The sequence below is a fragment of the uncultured Thermosynechococcus sp. genome (assembly GCF_937958135.1).
Lineage (GTDB): Bacteria > Cyanobacteriota > Cyanobacteriia > Thermosynechococcales > Thermosynechococcaceae > Thermosynechococcus.
The window spans coordinates 20023-35540 of record NZ_CALGOG010000089.1; the positions used below are offsets into that span (position 1 = coordinate 20023).

The window sequence follows — 15518 nt, forward strand, 5'->3', positions numbered from 1 at the left end:
GGGTCATCTAAGCGTGAGTTGGTGGCGTTTTCTTCCCTTTGGCGATCGCGAGCTGCGGCAGTGGTCACTGGAGGCGCGATTGCTCCACTGGCTAACCCTTCTCTGGATTGCCCTAGGTTTAGTGGTGCTTTTTTCCGCCAGTTTTCCCGTGGGTTTGGCCGAAACAGGGGATGGACTCTACTACTTTACACGTCAACTGCTGTGGCTTGCCCTAGGCTGGGTGGGGTTTCAACTATTTCTGCGGCTACCTTTGGGGCGATCGCTACAGTTGGCCATTCCGAGTTTCTTTTTGTTTCTGTTGCTGATCTGGGCAACGCGACTGCCGGGGGTCGGGACAACTGTGATGGGCGCCACCCGCTGGATTAGTCTTGGCTCCTTTCAACTCCAACCCTCGGAAATGATAAAGCCTTTTTTAGTCCTACAAGCAGCTTGGGTGTTTAGTTCTTGGCGGCGGCTCCATTTGAAGGCACGCTGTTTTTGGCTCGCTGCCTTTGCCTTGACACTGCTGGGGATTTTAATTCAACCGAACCTGAGTACCACGGCGCTCTGTGGCATTACGTTATGGCTGATGGCTCTTGGGGCGGGTTTACCCTTGGCGCCACTGCTATTGACCGCCACGAGTGGCTTGGGCTTGGCAGTCCTCAGCATCAGCATTAATGAGTATCAACGACGGCGGGTCATGTCCTTCCTCAACCCTTGGGCCGATGCGATGGGGGATGGCTATCAACTAGTGCAGAGTCTCTTGGCTGTTGCTTCAGGGGGCGTTTTTGGGGCGGGCTATGGCTTTTCACAGCAAAAGCTTTCCTACTTGCCCATCCAGCACACAGATTTTATTTTTGCGGTCTATGCCGAGGAAATGGGGCTATTGGGATGTCTGTTGCTCTTGGCGCTGTTGGGGGCCTATGGTTGGCTGGGAATGCGGGTGGTGAATCAGGCGCGGCATCCCCTGATCCAGCTCACTGCCCTAGGAGCGACTGTGATTATGCTCCTGCAAGCCCTCATTAATATAGGCGTCGCCATTGGCATCCTACCAACCACAGGATTGCCTTTCCCTCTCTTTAGCTACGGCGGCAGCTCAATGATGGCCAGTCTGGCGATCGCTGGCCTGTTGATTCGCTGTGCCCGCGAAGCGCAGCAAGCGGAAATTATTCACTTCGCGGCAGTCACAGGTACAACTCGGCTGTCCCGCTTCCAGGGCAAGCGTCCCCACACTGCTTCTGTGGTTTCTTTGCGGCCTAAACGCCTCAAGCGCTCTTCCTCACGCCAGCCTTAGACATACACCGGGCGACCGTCTTGGCGCCAGACCGCAATCACCGCAGGCCGTGGTATCACCACACTGTCGCCATAGGGCCAGCGGGTGGGGAGATCTGCTGTGGATTTAGCTCCTTCGCCAGGGTGCTGGATGGCGCAGAAGAAGGTGCGGTTGTCGGGAGTGAACTCTGGTCCACAGACCTCACAGCCGGGAACCCCCGAAAGAAACATCTTGAATTCACGGCGGAAGGGATTGAGGACATAGACGCCGTCGTTCTTTTCGAGGCGGCTTGGGCTAGGGTTGCCATCGGTTGCAATCCAGACATTGCCCCGCATATCAAAGGCAAAGTTATCGGGCGCTGAGATGGCCGGCACGGTTTTGTCCACCGCTTGACCATAGAGTAGGAGTTGCCGATTGGAGGCGGCTGCTCCCGGTTCACCGCAAAGCAGCGGAATCTGCCATTGGAAGCGCAGCGCAGTGGGGTTGCCGCCGGCTTCTGCCATTTCCAGCACATGGCCCATGACATTCTCGGTGCGGGGGTTGGCGCGATCGCCGGCTGTGCGCCGCTCATTATAGGTCAGGGCTACCCAGATAGTTTTGGTGATTGGGTTCCACTCCACATCTTCAGGGCGATCCATTTTGGTTGCCCCTAGGGCATCGGCAGCACCGCGGCTATTAATCAAGCACAGACCGGGATCCGCTTGGAAGACATCGGGTAATGCCGGGTTAGGGATGATTTGCGTTCCTTGAATAGAGGCAATTTCCAGCCACTCCCCGCCCAGGTTCTCATTAAAGCGGGCAACATAGAGAGTGCCCTCATCTAGCAGTCCCCAGTTGGCTTCCCGTTGACGGGGGTTGTACTTGCCTTTGGTGATGAATTTATAGATGTACTCAAAGCGGGTGTCATCTCCCATATAGACGACCACACGGCCATCGGGGGCAACCACCGTTGTTGCGGCTTCATGGCGGAACCGACCCAAGGCAGTGCGCTTCACCGCTGGACGATTGGGATTGAGGGGATCAAGCTCTACGACCCAGCCAAAGCGAAAGGCCTCATTGGGTTCTTTTTCAATGTTGAAGCGACTTTCGTAGAGATAGAACCCATAGCGGTCAGCGCGATCGCTGGGAATCCCATAGCGCTTGTGAAGTTCGCGCACTTGGCCGCTCAGTTTTGCCTCACTGCCCCCAAAATAACCGTGAAAATTCTCCTCGCAGGTGAGCACTGTTCCCCAAGGTGTCTTGCCAGCAGCGCAGTTGTTGAGGGTGCCATAGACCAGTTTTCCCCGTGGATCGTATTTGGTGCACATTAAAGGATGTCCCTGCAGGGGGCCGCCAATTTCGCAGGGGGTGGAGCCAGTAATGCGGCGGTTATAGGAAGAACCCTTGACATAGCGCCACCCTCCCCGGCTCTGGGGCCGAATTTCCACCAGCGATACACCGTGGGCTTCCCGCTGCAGGGCTGCTTGCCACTGATTGGGGCGCTTTTCAAAGCCGCCGAACATTAATTCTGGATTGGTGTACTCATGGTTGACCACCAACAGACGACGACCTTGGGGAGCCTCAACATAACCAACAAAGTCGCAGTTGTAGCCAAAGCAGCGCTTTTGCCGCTCCACTTCTACTGCGGTAACGGTCTCGTGCAGGCGGTTCCAGTCGAGGTTGGCGCCATTATCCAAGGCATCCCCCCAGCGAATCACTATTCCCTGGTTAAATCCTGCGGGCAAAGTAACTTTGTCATCTTTGTTAGGATAGATACTGGGAAAACTCAAGCTAGAGGAAGAAAAGGAAGTAGCAGCACGGGTCTCCACTTGGCTTAGAGCCAAACCTGCTGCCCCCCAAAGGGCGGTTTTGAGAAAATCTCGTCGCCGCAGGGTGCACTGTAAAATATCGCCAAAATACTCTGCCATTGTCAATCTATCGCCCTGGGTGTGTGACTTTTCAGTTGCTAAGTTAGCGAAGCAACGTTAACTTCAGTTAAAGAAGACCACAGGCGGCGGTTAACAGTTGTTGGGTGTAGGGGTGACGGGGGTGAGCAAAGAGTTCAGCAGTGGGAGCCACCTCCACAATCTTGCCTGCAAACATCACGGCAATGCGATCGCAAAAACTGCGGGCCACCGCCAGATCATGGGTAATAAAAAGATATGTGAGTTGTAACTGTTCTTTTAACTGCTGCATCAGCGCCAATACCTGCCGTTGGATATGGGCGTCGAGCATACTCACCGGTTCATCGCAAATGACCACCTGAGGATGGGTGATGAGGGCGCGGGCGATCGCCACCCGTTGGCGCTGTCCCCCCGACAGGGCATGGGGATAGCGGTGCACGTATGCTTCGGGGGGGGTTAATTCCACCTGTGCTAACATCTCGCGTACCCGTTCTTGGGCAGCCTCTTTTGCCAGCAGGCGATGAATCAGCAGGGGCTCCAGCAAATTTTGCCCCACGGTCATTTTAGGATTGAGGCAGGCATGGGGATCTTGGAAAATCATTTGTAAGTCACGGCGGACACTCCGCAATTGTGCCGCCGGCAATTGGCCTAAATTGCGACCTAAAAAGACCACTTCACCGGCACTGGCGGGAATGAGTTGCAAAATCAAGCGGGAAAGGGTACTCTTGCCACAGCCGGATTCCCCCACAAGGCCAAGGGTTTCTCCCCGTCGCAATGTCAAATTGACCCCATCTACCGCTCGAATTGTGATTTGCGGTTGTAGCCATGCTCCAAAGCGATAGTGCCGCTGTAAATTGTGAACTCGCAGCAGTTCCGGAGCAGCGTCCAATGGTGGCGGCTGTCGAGAGGTGAGTTGGCGAGCCGCGAGTAGGGATTGGGTATAGGGGTGTTGGGGCTGTTGCAGGACTTGGCGAGCCGCGCCCATTTCGACAATTTTGCCTTGGTGCATCACCGCAAGGCGATCGCAATATTTGGCCATTAGGGCCAGATCGTGGGAAATGAGTAACAGTCCCCGTTGCTCTTCCTGACACAGGCGCGTGAGTTCATCGAGAATTTCCGCCGCGACGGTCACATCTAGGGCTGTGGTCGGTTCATCGGCAATGATCAGGGGAGGATTCAATAGCAACGCTAGGGCGATCGCCACCCGTTGGCGCATCCCGCCACTAAACTGATGGGGGTACTGATGGAGGCGATTGGCAGGAATTTTCAGCCGATCTAGCACCTCAACAATCCGCTGCCGCCGCTGGAAGCGACTCAAAGCAGATCCATGGCTCCGCAATAGCTCATCGCAGTGATCGTAGATGCTCATGAGGGGATTGAGGCGGGTCAGCGGATCTTGAAAGACTAAGCCAATTTGCTCGCCCCGCAGCCGCTGCAATTGAGAAGTAGTCAGCCCCAAAAGGGATTGCCCTTGCATTGTGATCTCCCCAGTGACCTGTGACCCCGGCGGTAACAACTGCAAAATGGCCTTCCCAAGCGTGGATTTGCCACAACCTGACTCCCCCACTAAGCCAAACCGCTCTCCGGCGGCCACGCAAAAAGAAACACCATCCACCACGAATGTTGCAGCAGATGATGTCTCCGTTGGGGGGTAGGCGACCCGCAGTTCCCTGAGTTCTAAAAGAGTCGCCATGGGTGTGTTGATCCTAGGCAGGTTCGATACGGGCGTAAAAGACCCCTTGAATTTTCACTTCGTGGGGTTCGTGCGCTCCCATATCATCATCGGAGAGTTGCTTACTTTCAAAGGTACCGGCAATTTCCCCCGTGCGACCATCCACCTTCGCCACATTCAGAGCAATTTCACCCTTGGTAAGCGAGAAGCGTTTCACATTGGCGCGCGCCAGTTGTTCCTCTTTGCCCTGGGGAAGGGCGATCGCTGAATCATAACCAGAGGCCAAGCCTCGACCTTTAGGATCCAAGAAGTTGGCAGTGCGGTAGGAGGGAACGTTAAATTCCCCTTGGAAGTCGGTTGACGTAGTGATACTCGTCATGTTGGGCTGAGTGGTTGCCACTAAGTTTTTCACCGTAAACAGCAGTGGGACGCGCTCGCCACCGGGCACTTGTACGGTCACGGGCTGGAAATCAATCCCATCCTCTTCCACAAACGTGAGGCTGCCATCGCTGTTGACCTTGAGTTCCCCTTGAATTTGATCCAAGGTTGTGGTTTCGCGGGTCACCAACTTTGTGGGAACAAATTCGGCCTCTTGGCGTTTGTTCTTCGGCTCTTCCTTGACTAAAAATGTCGTGGGCTGTAAGCAGAGTCGGGCAATGCGATAGGTTTGGGAGCTATCTATCGGATAGGCACCCCGCGCCGTATCATCAAGGGTGGGGCACTTGTTGGCCAGGCCCGTACCGACAATATCGTCATAGGTTAAAGTCTGTTTTGCGGCAAAGGCGGGGGTGCTCAAGGAAAGCATCCCTAAACATACCGCCAGCAGAGTCGCCACTAAAATGCGATATTTCATGGTTAACCTCAGAAGTCAAAACATCTCAAAGCAGTCAAAGTGCGGGACATATTCGCTGTATAAGAGTCCGGTGAAGGCAGCCATGCAACTACCTTATCAATCCATGATTATACGGAGGTTTGCGATCGCCTCAGAAAGCAAATTTTCGCAGATGTTTTAATTTCGCAACAGAAAAAACAACGGCCAATCTCTACTCAGGTTGTGCGGCAAAGTAAACTAGTGAAAGAGCAGGAGCAAGAGTGGATTCATGGATGACAGCGAGTTGTTTGCTGTTTTTGTTGCCGATCTCGAACAACGCAATGCCTGCCTGTTTGCGACCTCGCCAGCCGATTTTCCCCTGAGGCAACTATGTCAGATCCGTCCCGTGATACCAATATTGGCCAAGTTCTCATGAATCGGTATCAGCTCACAGAGCTGATTGGCAAAGGCTCGATGGGACGGGTTTATCGGGCGGAAGATATTCTCCTAGGGGGGGTTCCTGTTGCCGTTAAATTTCTCTCACAAACCCTGCTCAACGACCGCATGAAAACCCGCTTTGCCCAAGAAGCGCGCGCCGGTGCTCTCCTCGGCCAGAAGAGCATGCATGTGGTACGGGTACTGGACTACGGCATGAACAACGAGGAAATTCCCTTCTATGTCATGGAATTTTTGCAAGGGGAAAACCTCAGCGACTTGCTCTTAGAAGAACCCCTCCCTCTGAGCCGATTTCTGCGAATTGCACGGCATATCTGTCTTGGTCTTCAGGTTGCCCACGAAGGGATTGTCATCGAAGGTCAAAAATGTCCCATTATTCACCGTGACATTAAGCCCAGCAATGTCCTTGTGATTCAGGACAATACCCTGGGGGAACTCGCCAAGGTATTGGATTTCGGAATTGCCAAATTTTTGGGGGATGTCCCTGAAAAGGGTCAAACCTCTTCATTTATGGGCACCTTAGCCTACTGTTCGCCAGAGCAAATTGAAGGGCGGGAATTGGATCACCGCTCGGATATCTACAGTCTTGGCATCACCATGTATGAGCTACTCACAGGCAAGATGCCCATTCAGGCGGAAACCCACTCCATTGGCAGTTGGTTTAAGGCGCACCACTTCCAAAAGCCCGTCCCCTTTAGTGTTGCGAGCCCGGAGTTACGTCTTCCCCCTGCCCTTGAAGAACTGATTATGGCCTGTATGGCCAAATCCCCCGCCGATCGCCCTCAGAGCATGGCAGAAATTATTCAAGTGCTCACCGCCCTTGAAGAGCAGTTTGGCAGTGGTCGAGTAACCCAGCCAGGAATTGACCCAATTGGCACAATGACTTCCCAACTCCCCGCACACCCATCTCAACCCCCTGTTGCCCTGGCTACAGTTGAAGAGGTCTGCTGGCAGAGTGTCTGGCCTGCGGATAAACCAGTGGCCGAAATTGTCTTTCCAATGCCGCTGTATGCTCAACGGGAATCGGCAGCGTCACTGTGGGTGATGTTGCCGCGGGCAGAAATTGATCGGCGGATGCTCAATATTCGCTACAACCAGTTTCTCTTTACCACCAGTCCTCACCCAATGATCCTCTGGATTACGGCTATCTATGATCCCAAGCAAGGTCCGCGTTGGTTGCCCTGCTATCTCGATATGAAATTGCCGCGCAATCAAGAACTTTGTACTTTGTTGGCAGACACTGGCTACTATCCCCTGCTCTTTTTCCCGCTGGAGGATCCCCAACACTGCACCAATGTCCGCACGTTTGCGATCGCCCCCTTCCAACGGCAACTGCTACGGGATTGGTTGCAAACTAGCAAAAGCTTGCCCAGTTCTGCCCCAGCAACCGTTAGCCGCAACCTCCTCAAAGCAGAGTTTGAAAAATACAAGCCGCAAATCCTTGCCAAGTTAGAGAACGTGAAGATGGCCACAGTGATTGATTAGGGATACCGCGATCGCCCTCTAGGGCAGCGATAGAGAAAAATATATTAAGAGTTGTTGCGAAATTAGTAAAGAATTGTTACAGTGGGGATACAGGGTTCGATCAGGAGTCAAAACCATGGAAGATACAAAAACTATTAAAGCTGAAGATCGCAATGCATGGGTGTTTGGATTCACCCCCCAAGCTGAAATCTGGAACGGTCGCCTTGCCATGATTGGCTTTGTGGCAGCGCTACTCACGGAACTGATCACCAAACAAGGCGTGCTTCACTTCTGGGGTCTCCTCTAGACCTTAACTCTCTCCCAATTTTCAGCGGTCAAAGTGTCATTTTGAGGTCAGCGATGGCCTCTTTTTTTTGGCCAATTGACGGCTAGCAGAGGAGAAACCCGGCTCTTGTTGCAAGGAGAGAAGACCCTTAACAAGCATCAAAACCCCTATAGGAGAGGATTGCACTCCCTTTGGGTAAGAACAGGACTGGGTTGAATTATCTGCAATTGAGGAGAAGTGAATCTAGGAGTGATTGACACGGGGAATTCCAAGACTGTAGTTGCGCACGCGGCTGTTGAGGTTGTAGCCAATTTCCCCTTGCATCAGTAACGAACGAATAAAGTGCTCCAAATCCGAACCAATTCGCCGCAGATTGTATTCCGTCAAGTCCTCACCTGCGGCATTGGCCACTAATTCCTGAAACTTTGCTTCCACTTTCGCGAGGGCAGCTTCATTCCACTCCAACTCGTTATCGGGATCCACATTGAGCGTCAGCGTTTCCGTATCAGGATGAACTGCACCATCAACCACATGGCCGGCATAAATGTGAACATGGCGTGTTGTGGACTTCAGTAGCATAGCTGACCCAATGATGAGTGGACTATAGTTTGTTAACGCTTCTACTATACCAAGAATCTTTTCGCGGAAAGTTTAGAAAAACTCATGGCTTATCCTAGGAATCAGTAATGCAACTGAGCTGGCTTCTAGGCTGCCTCTGGGTAGGGATGACTGAAAATAAAATTGATTTGATGAACCCAACGCGACCCCGCATCCACCATCACTGAGCCAGTCCCATCATCAAAAATCAACTCATTAGCATTGTCTTCGGTAATATAGAATGGGCATTCCCAAGGCTGGGGCGATCGCCCATGTAAAAACTATGATAACCATGTTGAAATGCCATTACAGTTAGACAACAAAGAACAGGCTTGGGTTCAGCGTAAATTCAAGGTTGAGCAGAAGGGGAAGGCGTGGTTAACTTAGTTAAAGAGTTTGTAAGATTTGCCCCTATGCCTTTGATAACGTCACTTTTTCAACCTTTTCTTGCCGATGTTGCAGCAGAATCAGTGAACTCGGCGGAAGCGGGTCCATTGATCTTGGCGGCTGTTCTGCTGAGTCTGGTGGTAATTTACTTTGCCAGCAAAGTGGGCGGTGAAATTTGTGCCCGCATTAACTTTCCACCAGTGTTAGGCGAACTGGTAGGGGGTGTCGTTGTTGGTATTTCTGTCTTGCACTTGTTGGTGTTTTCTGAAGGGGGGGCAACTGAAACCTCCGCACTGACCACATTTATCCAGCAGACCGCCGGCATGGATGACACGCTGGCTACGGTGGTTGCGAATACCGCCAGTGAAGTGATTTCCGTCCTCTCGGAAATCGGTGTGATGATCCTGCTGTTTGAGATTGGCTTAGAGTCGGATTTAGAGGGCCTACTCAAGGTGGGATTCCAAGCTGCGCTGGTGGCAGTAGTGGGGGTGGCTGCTCCTTTTTTAGCAGGAACCCTTGGTCTGGTGATGCTGTTCCACGTGGACTTGGTGCCGGCAATTTTTGCAGGGGCAGCACTCACGGCAACCAGTATCGGCATCACTGCTAAAGTTCTTGCCGAGATTCAACGCCTGACTTCGCCGGAGGGGCAAATCATCATCGGCGCCGCAGTTCTCGATGATATTCTCGGCATTATTGTGCTGGCGGTGGTGGCGAGTCTAGCGAAAACCGGCACCGTCGAGATCAGGAATGTTATTTACCTAATCATTAGCTCTGTGGTCTTTTTGGTAGGGGCTGTGGTGGTGGGACGGTTGTTGAGTCCCTTCTTTTTGGGGATGGTAGATCGCCTGACGACGCGCGGTAACTTGCTGATTCCCTCCTTGATTTTTGCTTTTGTTCTGGGATACGTGGCAGTGATTCTGCAACTGGAAGCGATTCTCGGTGCTTTTACCGCCGGCTTAGTTTTAGGGGAAACAGAGAAGCGACGCGAGCTAGAGGAGCAGATTTTGCCCATTGCCGATATGTTGGTGCCGGTGTTCTTTGTCTGTGTTGGTGCACGCACGGATATTAGCGTTCTCAATCCTTTGGAACCGGCGAATCATGCGGGTCTGATTATTGCTTCGTTCCTTGTAGTTGTGGCCATTGTTGGTAAGGTGGTAACAGGGGCAACGGTCTTTGGTCAACCGGGCATTAACCGTTGGGCAATTGGCCTTGGTATGGTGCCTCGGGGTGAAGTAGGGTTGATTTTTGCGGCTGTGGGGTCTGCTAGCGGCGTGCTCTCGAAGGCTCTCGATGCCGGCATTATCGTCATGGTGATTGTGACCACGTTCGTTGCCCCGCCCCTGTTGCGTTTAGTCTTTAAGTCAGAGGCAGAGGCCGCAGAGGCGTTACCGACGTCAGATGTTGCAGTGGAGTCTCCTCGAGAAGGATAGGGATGGAGCCGATTACGGTCATTGGCGGTGGTTTAGCGGGTACAGAGGCAGCATGGCAAATTGCCCGTGCGGGTCTGCCGGTTATTTTGTATGAAATGCGTCCTCACCGACCCAGTCCAGCTCACCATACGGCGGAGTTGGCGGAGTTGGTGTGCAGTAATTCCTTTGGGGCCAAGGCAAGCGATCGCGCCACGGGGTTATTGCACCATGAATTGCGTGCCCTCAGCTCCTTAATTATTGCCACTGCCGATCGCCATCAAGTGCCCGCCGGGGGTGCCTTAGCGGTGGATCGCACCCAGTTTAGCCGTGAGCTGACCGAAACTCTCGAGCGCCATCCCCTTGTGACATTGCGGCGCGAAGAACTGCCCCGCCTGCCAGAAACTGGGGTTGTGGTGTTGGCCACTGGACCATTGACCAGTGAGGCTTTAAGTGCCGATCTCCAACGTTTTACAGGACTGGACTACCTGAGTTTTTTTGATGCCGCCAGCCCAATTGTGGTTGGGGAATCCATTAACCGCGAGGTGGCCTTTCTGGCCTCCCGTTACGACCGCGGGGAAGCGGCCTATCTCAACTGTCCCTTCACTGCCGAGGAATATCAGCGGTTTTGGCAGGCTCTCTGTGACGCCGAACAGACTCCTTTGAAAGACTTTGAGCGCAAGAGTGCCCAATTTTTTGAAGCCTGTTTACCCATTGAGGAGTTGGCACGGCGGGGAGTAGATACACTGCGCTTTGGCCCTTTGAAACCGGTGGGTCTGCGGGATCCGCGCACCGGTGAACGTCCCTATGCAGTGGCACAACTGCGCCAAGAGGATCGCCACGGTCAACTGTGGAATTTGGTGGGGTTTCAAACCAATCTGCGCTGGGGCGAACAGCAGCGGGTCTTTCGGATGATTCCGGGGCTAGAGCGGGCAGAGTTTGTGCGTATGGGAGTGATGCACCGCAATACATTCTTAAATGCGCCGAAGCTGTTGAATGCCACACTCCAGTTTCGCGATCGCCCCACCCTCTTGGCCGCGGGTCAAATTACGGGTACGGAGGGATACAGCGCTGCGGTGGCCGGCGGCTGGTTAGCGGGCACCAATGCCGCTCGCTTAGCGCGGGGACTGGCACCTTTGGTCTTGCCCCCAACCACGATGGCCGGCGCGTTGTTTCACTACATTAGTACGGCGGAGAGTAGCACCTTCCAGCCCATGCCCCCCAACTTTGGAATTTTACCCCCCCTGGAGCAAAAGGTTCGCCAAAAGGCCTTGCGCTATGCCGCCTATCGCGATCGCGCCCTTAGGGATTTAAGCACTTGGGCAACAGCGATGTCGCTGCCCCTACAGCCTCTAAAGTTAGATGAGTGCGCTCCTGCTGTCGTTGAAGCTGGAGCTTAAGATAGTCGCGGGGGAAGCTGGGCAGGCGATCGGGCCACTCGATAGCAACAATCCCTAGATCAACTTCTTCCCCCAGCCAGTAGCGTTCTGGCGCCAGCTCCGCCACCTCCCTAGGGGTAAGGCGATAGAGGTCTAGGTGATAGAGGGGGACGCGCCCTTCGGGATATTCCTGAATCAGCGTAAACGTGGGGCTTTGGATGACCTCAGTAATTCCCAGTCCTTCCCCTAAAGCCTGTACAAACGTCGTTTTTCCTGCCCCTAGCTCCCCCCACAGCAACAGAACTGTGCCCGCAGGTAACCATGTTCCCCACTGCCGCCCCAGGGCTTGCAGTTCCGCCAAGCTCAGATTGAGATTCGTCATTTAGGCTCGCACTGCTTCGAGGAGTCGCGAAAAGTAAAAGCGGGTTTTTGTCATCGCATTCCGCTCAATCCGCCAGCCCAAATCCTGCAAGATACCGCGAATCAATTCCTCACTGTGGAGATAGGCACGGGTGGTCTTGCTGGCACCGGGGAAGAATTCGCCAATCTTCTTCAGGAGCGTATATTTTGGTGTTTTGGGCGCAAAGCTGACAATCAGCCGCTCCATTGCTAGAGAACTCAAATGGGTTAGCATGCGCGCCATTTGGCTGTCGGGGTAGTGAATGAGCACATCGAGGCAGATGACAATGTGGTACTGCCCCCGCAGGGCTTCCAGATCGCTGACACTCAGGATCAGTTCATGGTGGCCATTCAGTTGAGCGGCGGCGCGATCGCGAGCTTCGGCCACCATTTTCTCGGAAATGTCACTGGCATAGACCCGTGCCCCCAGCTCGGCAAGGGGAATACTCAAGCTGCCAACCCCACAGCCGGCATCACAGATGAGTTTCCCCTTAAGGGAGCCATCGGCTTTCAGCCATGCCAAGACGGTATCAATCGTTTGTTGGTGTCCTAGGCGAATATCCGCCTGCACCTTGCTGACCGGATCTGTGCCATAGATGCGCCGCCAGCGATCGAACCCCGTGGTGTTGAAGTAGTTTTGAACAATTGCCTTTTCGTCAGCCGTAGATTGTGTCATAAGTTCTCGATGAATCGTGATTGCCCCAATTATTTTGGCATAGGGACTGTGGTTTGCAGTGCCAAGCGAGTACTCACTAACCCCAAAATCACGCCAATGACGATTAGGAAGAACCCCAAGCCCGCTGACCATTCAAGGGAGGCATTGCCGGCAAGGGCGCGAAAGCTGGTCTGTTGGGCTAACCACTGCTGAAGTTGTTGACCGCTTACCCAACCAACTATCCACGCCAGCAAACCGCCACCTCCCCCTAGACTAGCCGCTTGAAGGAAGAGGGGGGTGTAAATCCAAGTTTGGGTGGCGCCCACGAGGGTCATAATCTCAATTTCCGGTTGGCGCACAAGGATAATCAACCGCAAAATAGCGCTCACCAGAGCAACCACCGTTAAACTTAGTAGCAGCACCAACATCAACGTGACTCCCCGCACCACTCGCTGCACACTTTGCAGACCTGTGAGGGCGCGCTCAAGGTACTGCACCGACTCAATGCCTTCTTTTTGGGCAATTTGGTTAGCCAAGGGAGCCACCTGTTCGAGGCTTTGGGCACGAATTTTCACTTCGTCGCTAAGGGGATTGGTCTCAAAAAGGTCTAATTCCCCCTGCTTGCTTTTAAGGCCAAGATTGGCTTGCAATTCTGCCCAGGCGCGATCGCGATCAATCCAAGTGAAGTCTGCTACTCCTGGTAGGGCTGCCAGCTCCTCCCTCAGCTTTGCCACCTTAGCGGTGGGAAGATCGGGCGATACATAGGCGGTAATTTCCAGCCGATTGCCGAGGGACTCGACACTGGCGCTTAAAAGCTGTGAGACTTGCCAGCCCCAACCAAAAATGAAGAGCGTCACGGCCACAGCAATGACGGCTGCGCCATTGAGCCAACCACCGCGCCAGAGACTGCGGCGCACTTCCGGAATCAGAAAATCAAGGGTGGGGAAGGGACTCAAGTTTGCCATGGTGCAAATGGAGAATCCGATGTGAGACTAAGCGGGTCAAGGCCAAGTCATGGGTGGTAAAGAGAACCGTTAGCCCACGTTGGTGCAGGCGATGCAGTAGGGCGAGAATTTGTTGACTCGTTTGGGGGTCGAGGTTACCTGTGGGTTCATCCGCCAGTAATAGCTCAGGACCACCGACAAGGGCGCGGGCAATGCTCACTCGCTGTTGCTCTCCCCCCGATAGGGATTGGGGATAGGCACCAGCCTTGTGACTGAGACCCACCAGTTTGAGGGCGGTTTGCACCCGCTGTTGAATTTCTGCTTTTGGCAGACCGCGCACCAGCAGTGCAAAGGCAACATTTTCGGCAACTGAGCGATCGCCCAAGAGCTTAAAGTCCTGAAAAATCACCCCCATGCGCCGCCGCAACTGTGCCATCCGTCGCTCGTGCCGGGGATTGACTGCCTCACCAAACAGGCGAACTGTGCCTTGATCTGGTTGCAGTTGACCACAGAGCAGTTTTAAGAGGGTGGATTTACCCGATCCCGAAGACCCAGTGAGAAAGTAAAACTCTCCCCGTCGCAGTTGCAAACTAACGCGATGTAAGCAGGGCAACGGCCCACCAAAGGACTTTGTGACTTGGCACAGTTCCGCAATGATTACCCCCTCGGAGGTCGGTTCACCGGGGGTTACCACTGGAGTCACGGCTGTCATCGGGATGAGAAACGCTGTCGCCCGTACAAACGACTCAGGAGCGCCTTCCATGCAAATTGGGGCAAAGCCAGCATCCGTCGCCACCGCCAAGGTTCTTGATACAGACGATAGAGCCACTCCAGATGTAGCTTTTGCAGTAACTTAGGTGCGCGTTTTTTTACCCCTGCCCAAACGTCAAAACTCCCGCCAACGCCCACCCAAATCGCCTGCGGGCAAATGTGACGATGGCGATCAATCCAGTATTCCTGCCGCGGTACCCCCAAGGCCACAAGAACAATGTCGGGTTGCTGCTCCTTTAGGGTTTCAAGAAGGGCGGCTTCCGTTGCTAGGTCATGATAGCCTGACTGCACGCCAACAATTTTCAGGTTGGGACATTCTCTGTGCCAGCGCTCAGCCACTTTTTCTGCCACCCCCGGTGCTGCCCCATAGAAAAAGACCCGCTTAGGCTGGGAAGCTTCATTGGCAAGTCGCAGAAGGGCTTCGGCAAATTCAATTCCCGGCAGACGACGCGCGGCCAAGCCATGCAACTTGAGGTAGAGAATCACCCCCGATCCATCGGGAATGACCAAATCAGCGCGGTGTATAACATCGGCAAATTCTGGTGTTCGCTCCGCCAGCATCACCATTTCTGAATTGAGCGTGACCACGTGCTGACCATGACCATCCCGCTGTTGCATGAGCAGCCACTCAGGAGCATTCTCCACCAAATGGAGGGGAAGTCCAAAAACTGAGACTTTTACGGGAATGGTGGGCATCAGAAGGGGGTGACCCATAGGCAAGTTAAGCACAAGAAACACCGAGTATCTTACAGCCCTTTTCACAGCAAGTGAACACTCCGAGAAAAACAGCGCGATCATGCATGTAGGACAACGCTGCAGTGGTGAATCCCTCGCGTCTGGAAAAGGGCTATATCAGATATACAAGGTCATCCTAGGGGATATGCCTTGTTGAAATCCCCAAAACGCCTTTGCTAGATTAGAGTCGCTATTAAGATTCGTAAACTTAGCTCTCATGATCCCATTGAGCGACCTCACGAATCTGCCCTTATCACTTCCTTAATCGGAGTTGAGTTTTATGACGATCGCGATTGGACGAGCGCCAGCGGAGCGGGGATGGTTCGACATCCTCGACGACTGGCTCAAACGTGACAGATTTGTCTTTGTCGGCTGGTCAGGCATTCTCCTGTTTCCCTGCGCCTACCTTGCCCTCGGCGGC

At 53.7% G+C, this 15518-nt stretch carries 14 protein-coding genes and 1 pseudogene; 6 read left to right on the forward strand and 9 right to left on the reverse strand.

The features are described from left to right. The first annotated feature begins 13 nt into the window (after positions 1-13). Positions 14-1273 (forward strand): putative peptidoglycan glycosyltransferase FtsW, encoded by a 1260-nt coding sequence (locus tag Q0711_RS10500; protein WP_366142515.1) that lies wholly within the window; start codon positions 14-16, stop codon positions 1271-1273. On the opposite strand, the gene Q0711_RS10505 is transcribed toward Q0711_RS10500, so the two are convergent. From Q0711_RS10505 to Q0711_RS10515, 3 genes are all read right to left on the reverse strand, one after another. After that, complete coding sequence (locus Q0711_RS10505) at positions 1270-3159, reverse strand: PhoX family phosphatase (protein WP_299042509.1); 1890 nt, start codon at positions 3157-3159, stop codon at positions 1270-1272. The genes Q0711_RS10500 and Q0711_RS10505 overlap by 4 nt on opposite strands. Positions 3160-3226: 67 nt before the next feature. After that, positions 3227-4828 (reverse strand): ABC transporter ATP-binding protein, encoded by a 1602-nt coding sequence (locus tag Q0711_RS10510; RefSeq protein WP_298614281.1) that lies wholly within the window; start codon positions 4826-4828, stop codon positions 3227-3229. A 13-nt stretch (positions 4829-4841) separates the two neighbouring features. Beyond that, positions 4842-5660, reverse strand: a complete 819-nt coding sequence (locus Q0711_RS10515) for a photosystem II manganese-stabilizing polypeptide (RefSeq protein WP_298614283.1) — start codon at positions 5658-5660, stop codon at positions 4842-4844. Positions 5661-6008: 348 nt separating this feature from the next. Between Q0711_RS10515 and Q0711_RS10520 the strand changes: the two genes are divergently transcribed. Then, positions 6009-7559 carry a serine/threonine-protein kinase gene (locus Q0711_RS10520; protein WP_298977629.1) on the forward strand — a complete coding sequence of 517 codons (1551 nt, stop codon included), beginning with the start codon at positions 6009-6011 and terminating at the stop codon, positions 7557-7559. A gap of 115 nt (positions 7560-7674) precedes the next feature. Then, positions 7675-7845 (forward strand): chlorophyll a/b-binding protein, encoded by a 171-nt coding sequence (locus Q0711_RS10525; RefSeq protein ID WP_011056299.1) that lies wholly within the window; start codon positions 7675-7677, stop codon positions 7843-7845. Positions 7846-8067: 222 nt separating this feature from the next. Here the strand turns inward: Q0711_RS10525 and ndhM are convergent, their stop codons facing one another. Beyond that, positions 8068-8403: a photosynthetic/respiratory NAD(P)H-quinone oxidoreductase subunit M gene (gene ndhM, locus Q0711_RS10530; protein WP_298611388.1), complete on the reverse strand. Its 336-nt coding sequence runs from the start codon at positions 8401-8403 to the stop codon at positions 8068-8070. 431 nt (positions 8404-8834) lie between these two features. On the opposite strand from ndhM, the gene Q0711_RS10535 reads away from it, so the two are divergent. Both Q0711_RS10535 and trmFO read left to right on the forward strand, forming a co-directional pair. Then, on the forward strand, positions 8835-10238 hold the full coding sequence (locus Q0711_RS10535) for a cation:proton antiporter (protein ID WP_298611385.1): 1404 nt from the start codon (positions 8835-8837) through the stop codon (positions 10236-10238). A 2-nt stretch (positions 10239-10240) separates the two neighbouring features. Then, positions 10241-11614 (forward strand): FADH(2)-oxidizing methylenetetrahydrofolate--tRNA-(uracil(54)-C(5))-methyltransferase TrmFO, encoded by a 1374-nt coding sequence (gene trmFO / locus Q0711_RS10540; protein WP_298611382.1) that lies wholly within the window; start codon positions 10241-10243, stop codon positions 11612-11614. Here the strand turns inward: trmFO and tsaE are convergent. Genes tsaE through Q0711_RS10565 form a run of 5 tightly spaced genes read right to left on the reverse strand, consistent with a single transcriptional unit; the run spans position 11517 to position 15076 of the window. Then, the gene (gene tsaE, locus Q0711_RS10545) at positions 11517-11975 is read right to left on the reverse strand and encodes a tRNA (adenosine(37)-N6)-threonylcarbamoyltransferase complex ATPase subunit type 1 TsaE (protein WP_298611379.1); all 459 of its coding nucleotides are present in this window, start codon (positions 11973-11975) and stop codon (positions 11517-11519) included. The two genes, trmFO and tsaE, sit on opposite strands and share 98 nt — an antisense overlap. Continuing rightward, positions 11976-12668: a magnesium protoporphyrin IX methyltransferase gene (bchM, locus tag Q0711_RS10550; protein WP_298611376.1), complete on the reverse strand. Its 693-nt coding sequence runs from the start codon at positions 12666-12668 to the stop codon at positions 11976-11978. Between the two features lie 29 nt (positions 12669-12697). Beyond that, complete coding sequence (locus Q0711_RS10555; protein WP_298977635.1) at positions 12698-13612, reverse strand: permease-like cell division protein FtsX; 915 nt, start codon at positions 13610-13612, stop codon at positions 12698-12700. Then, on the reverse strand, positions 13581-14303 hold the full coding sequence (gene ftsE, locus Q0711_RS10560) for a cell division ATP-binding protein FtsE (RefSeq protein WP_298611370.1): 723 nt from the start codon (positions 14301-14303) through the stop codon (positions 13581-13583). The genes Q0711_RS10555 and ftsE overlap by 32 nt, the downstream gene beginning before the upstream one ends. After that, the gene (locus tag Q0711_RS10565) at positions 14300-15076 is read right to left on the reverse strand and encodes a WecB/TagA/CpsF family glycosyltransferase (RefSeq protein ID WP_298611367.1); all 777 of its coding nucleotides are present in this window, start codon (positions 15074-15076) and stop codon (positions 14300-14302) included. Before Q0711_RS10565 ends, ftsE begins: the two co-directional genes overlap by 4 nt. Positions 15077-15377: 301 nt before the next feature. Here Q0711_RS10565 and Q0711_RS10570 point away from each other — a divergent pair. Continuing rightward, positions 15378-15518, forward strand: a pseudogene (locus Q0711_RS10570) (photosystem II D2 protein (photosystem q(a) protein)); the annotation flags it as partial.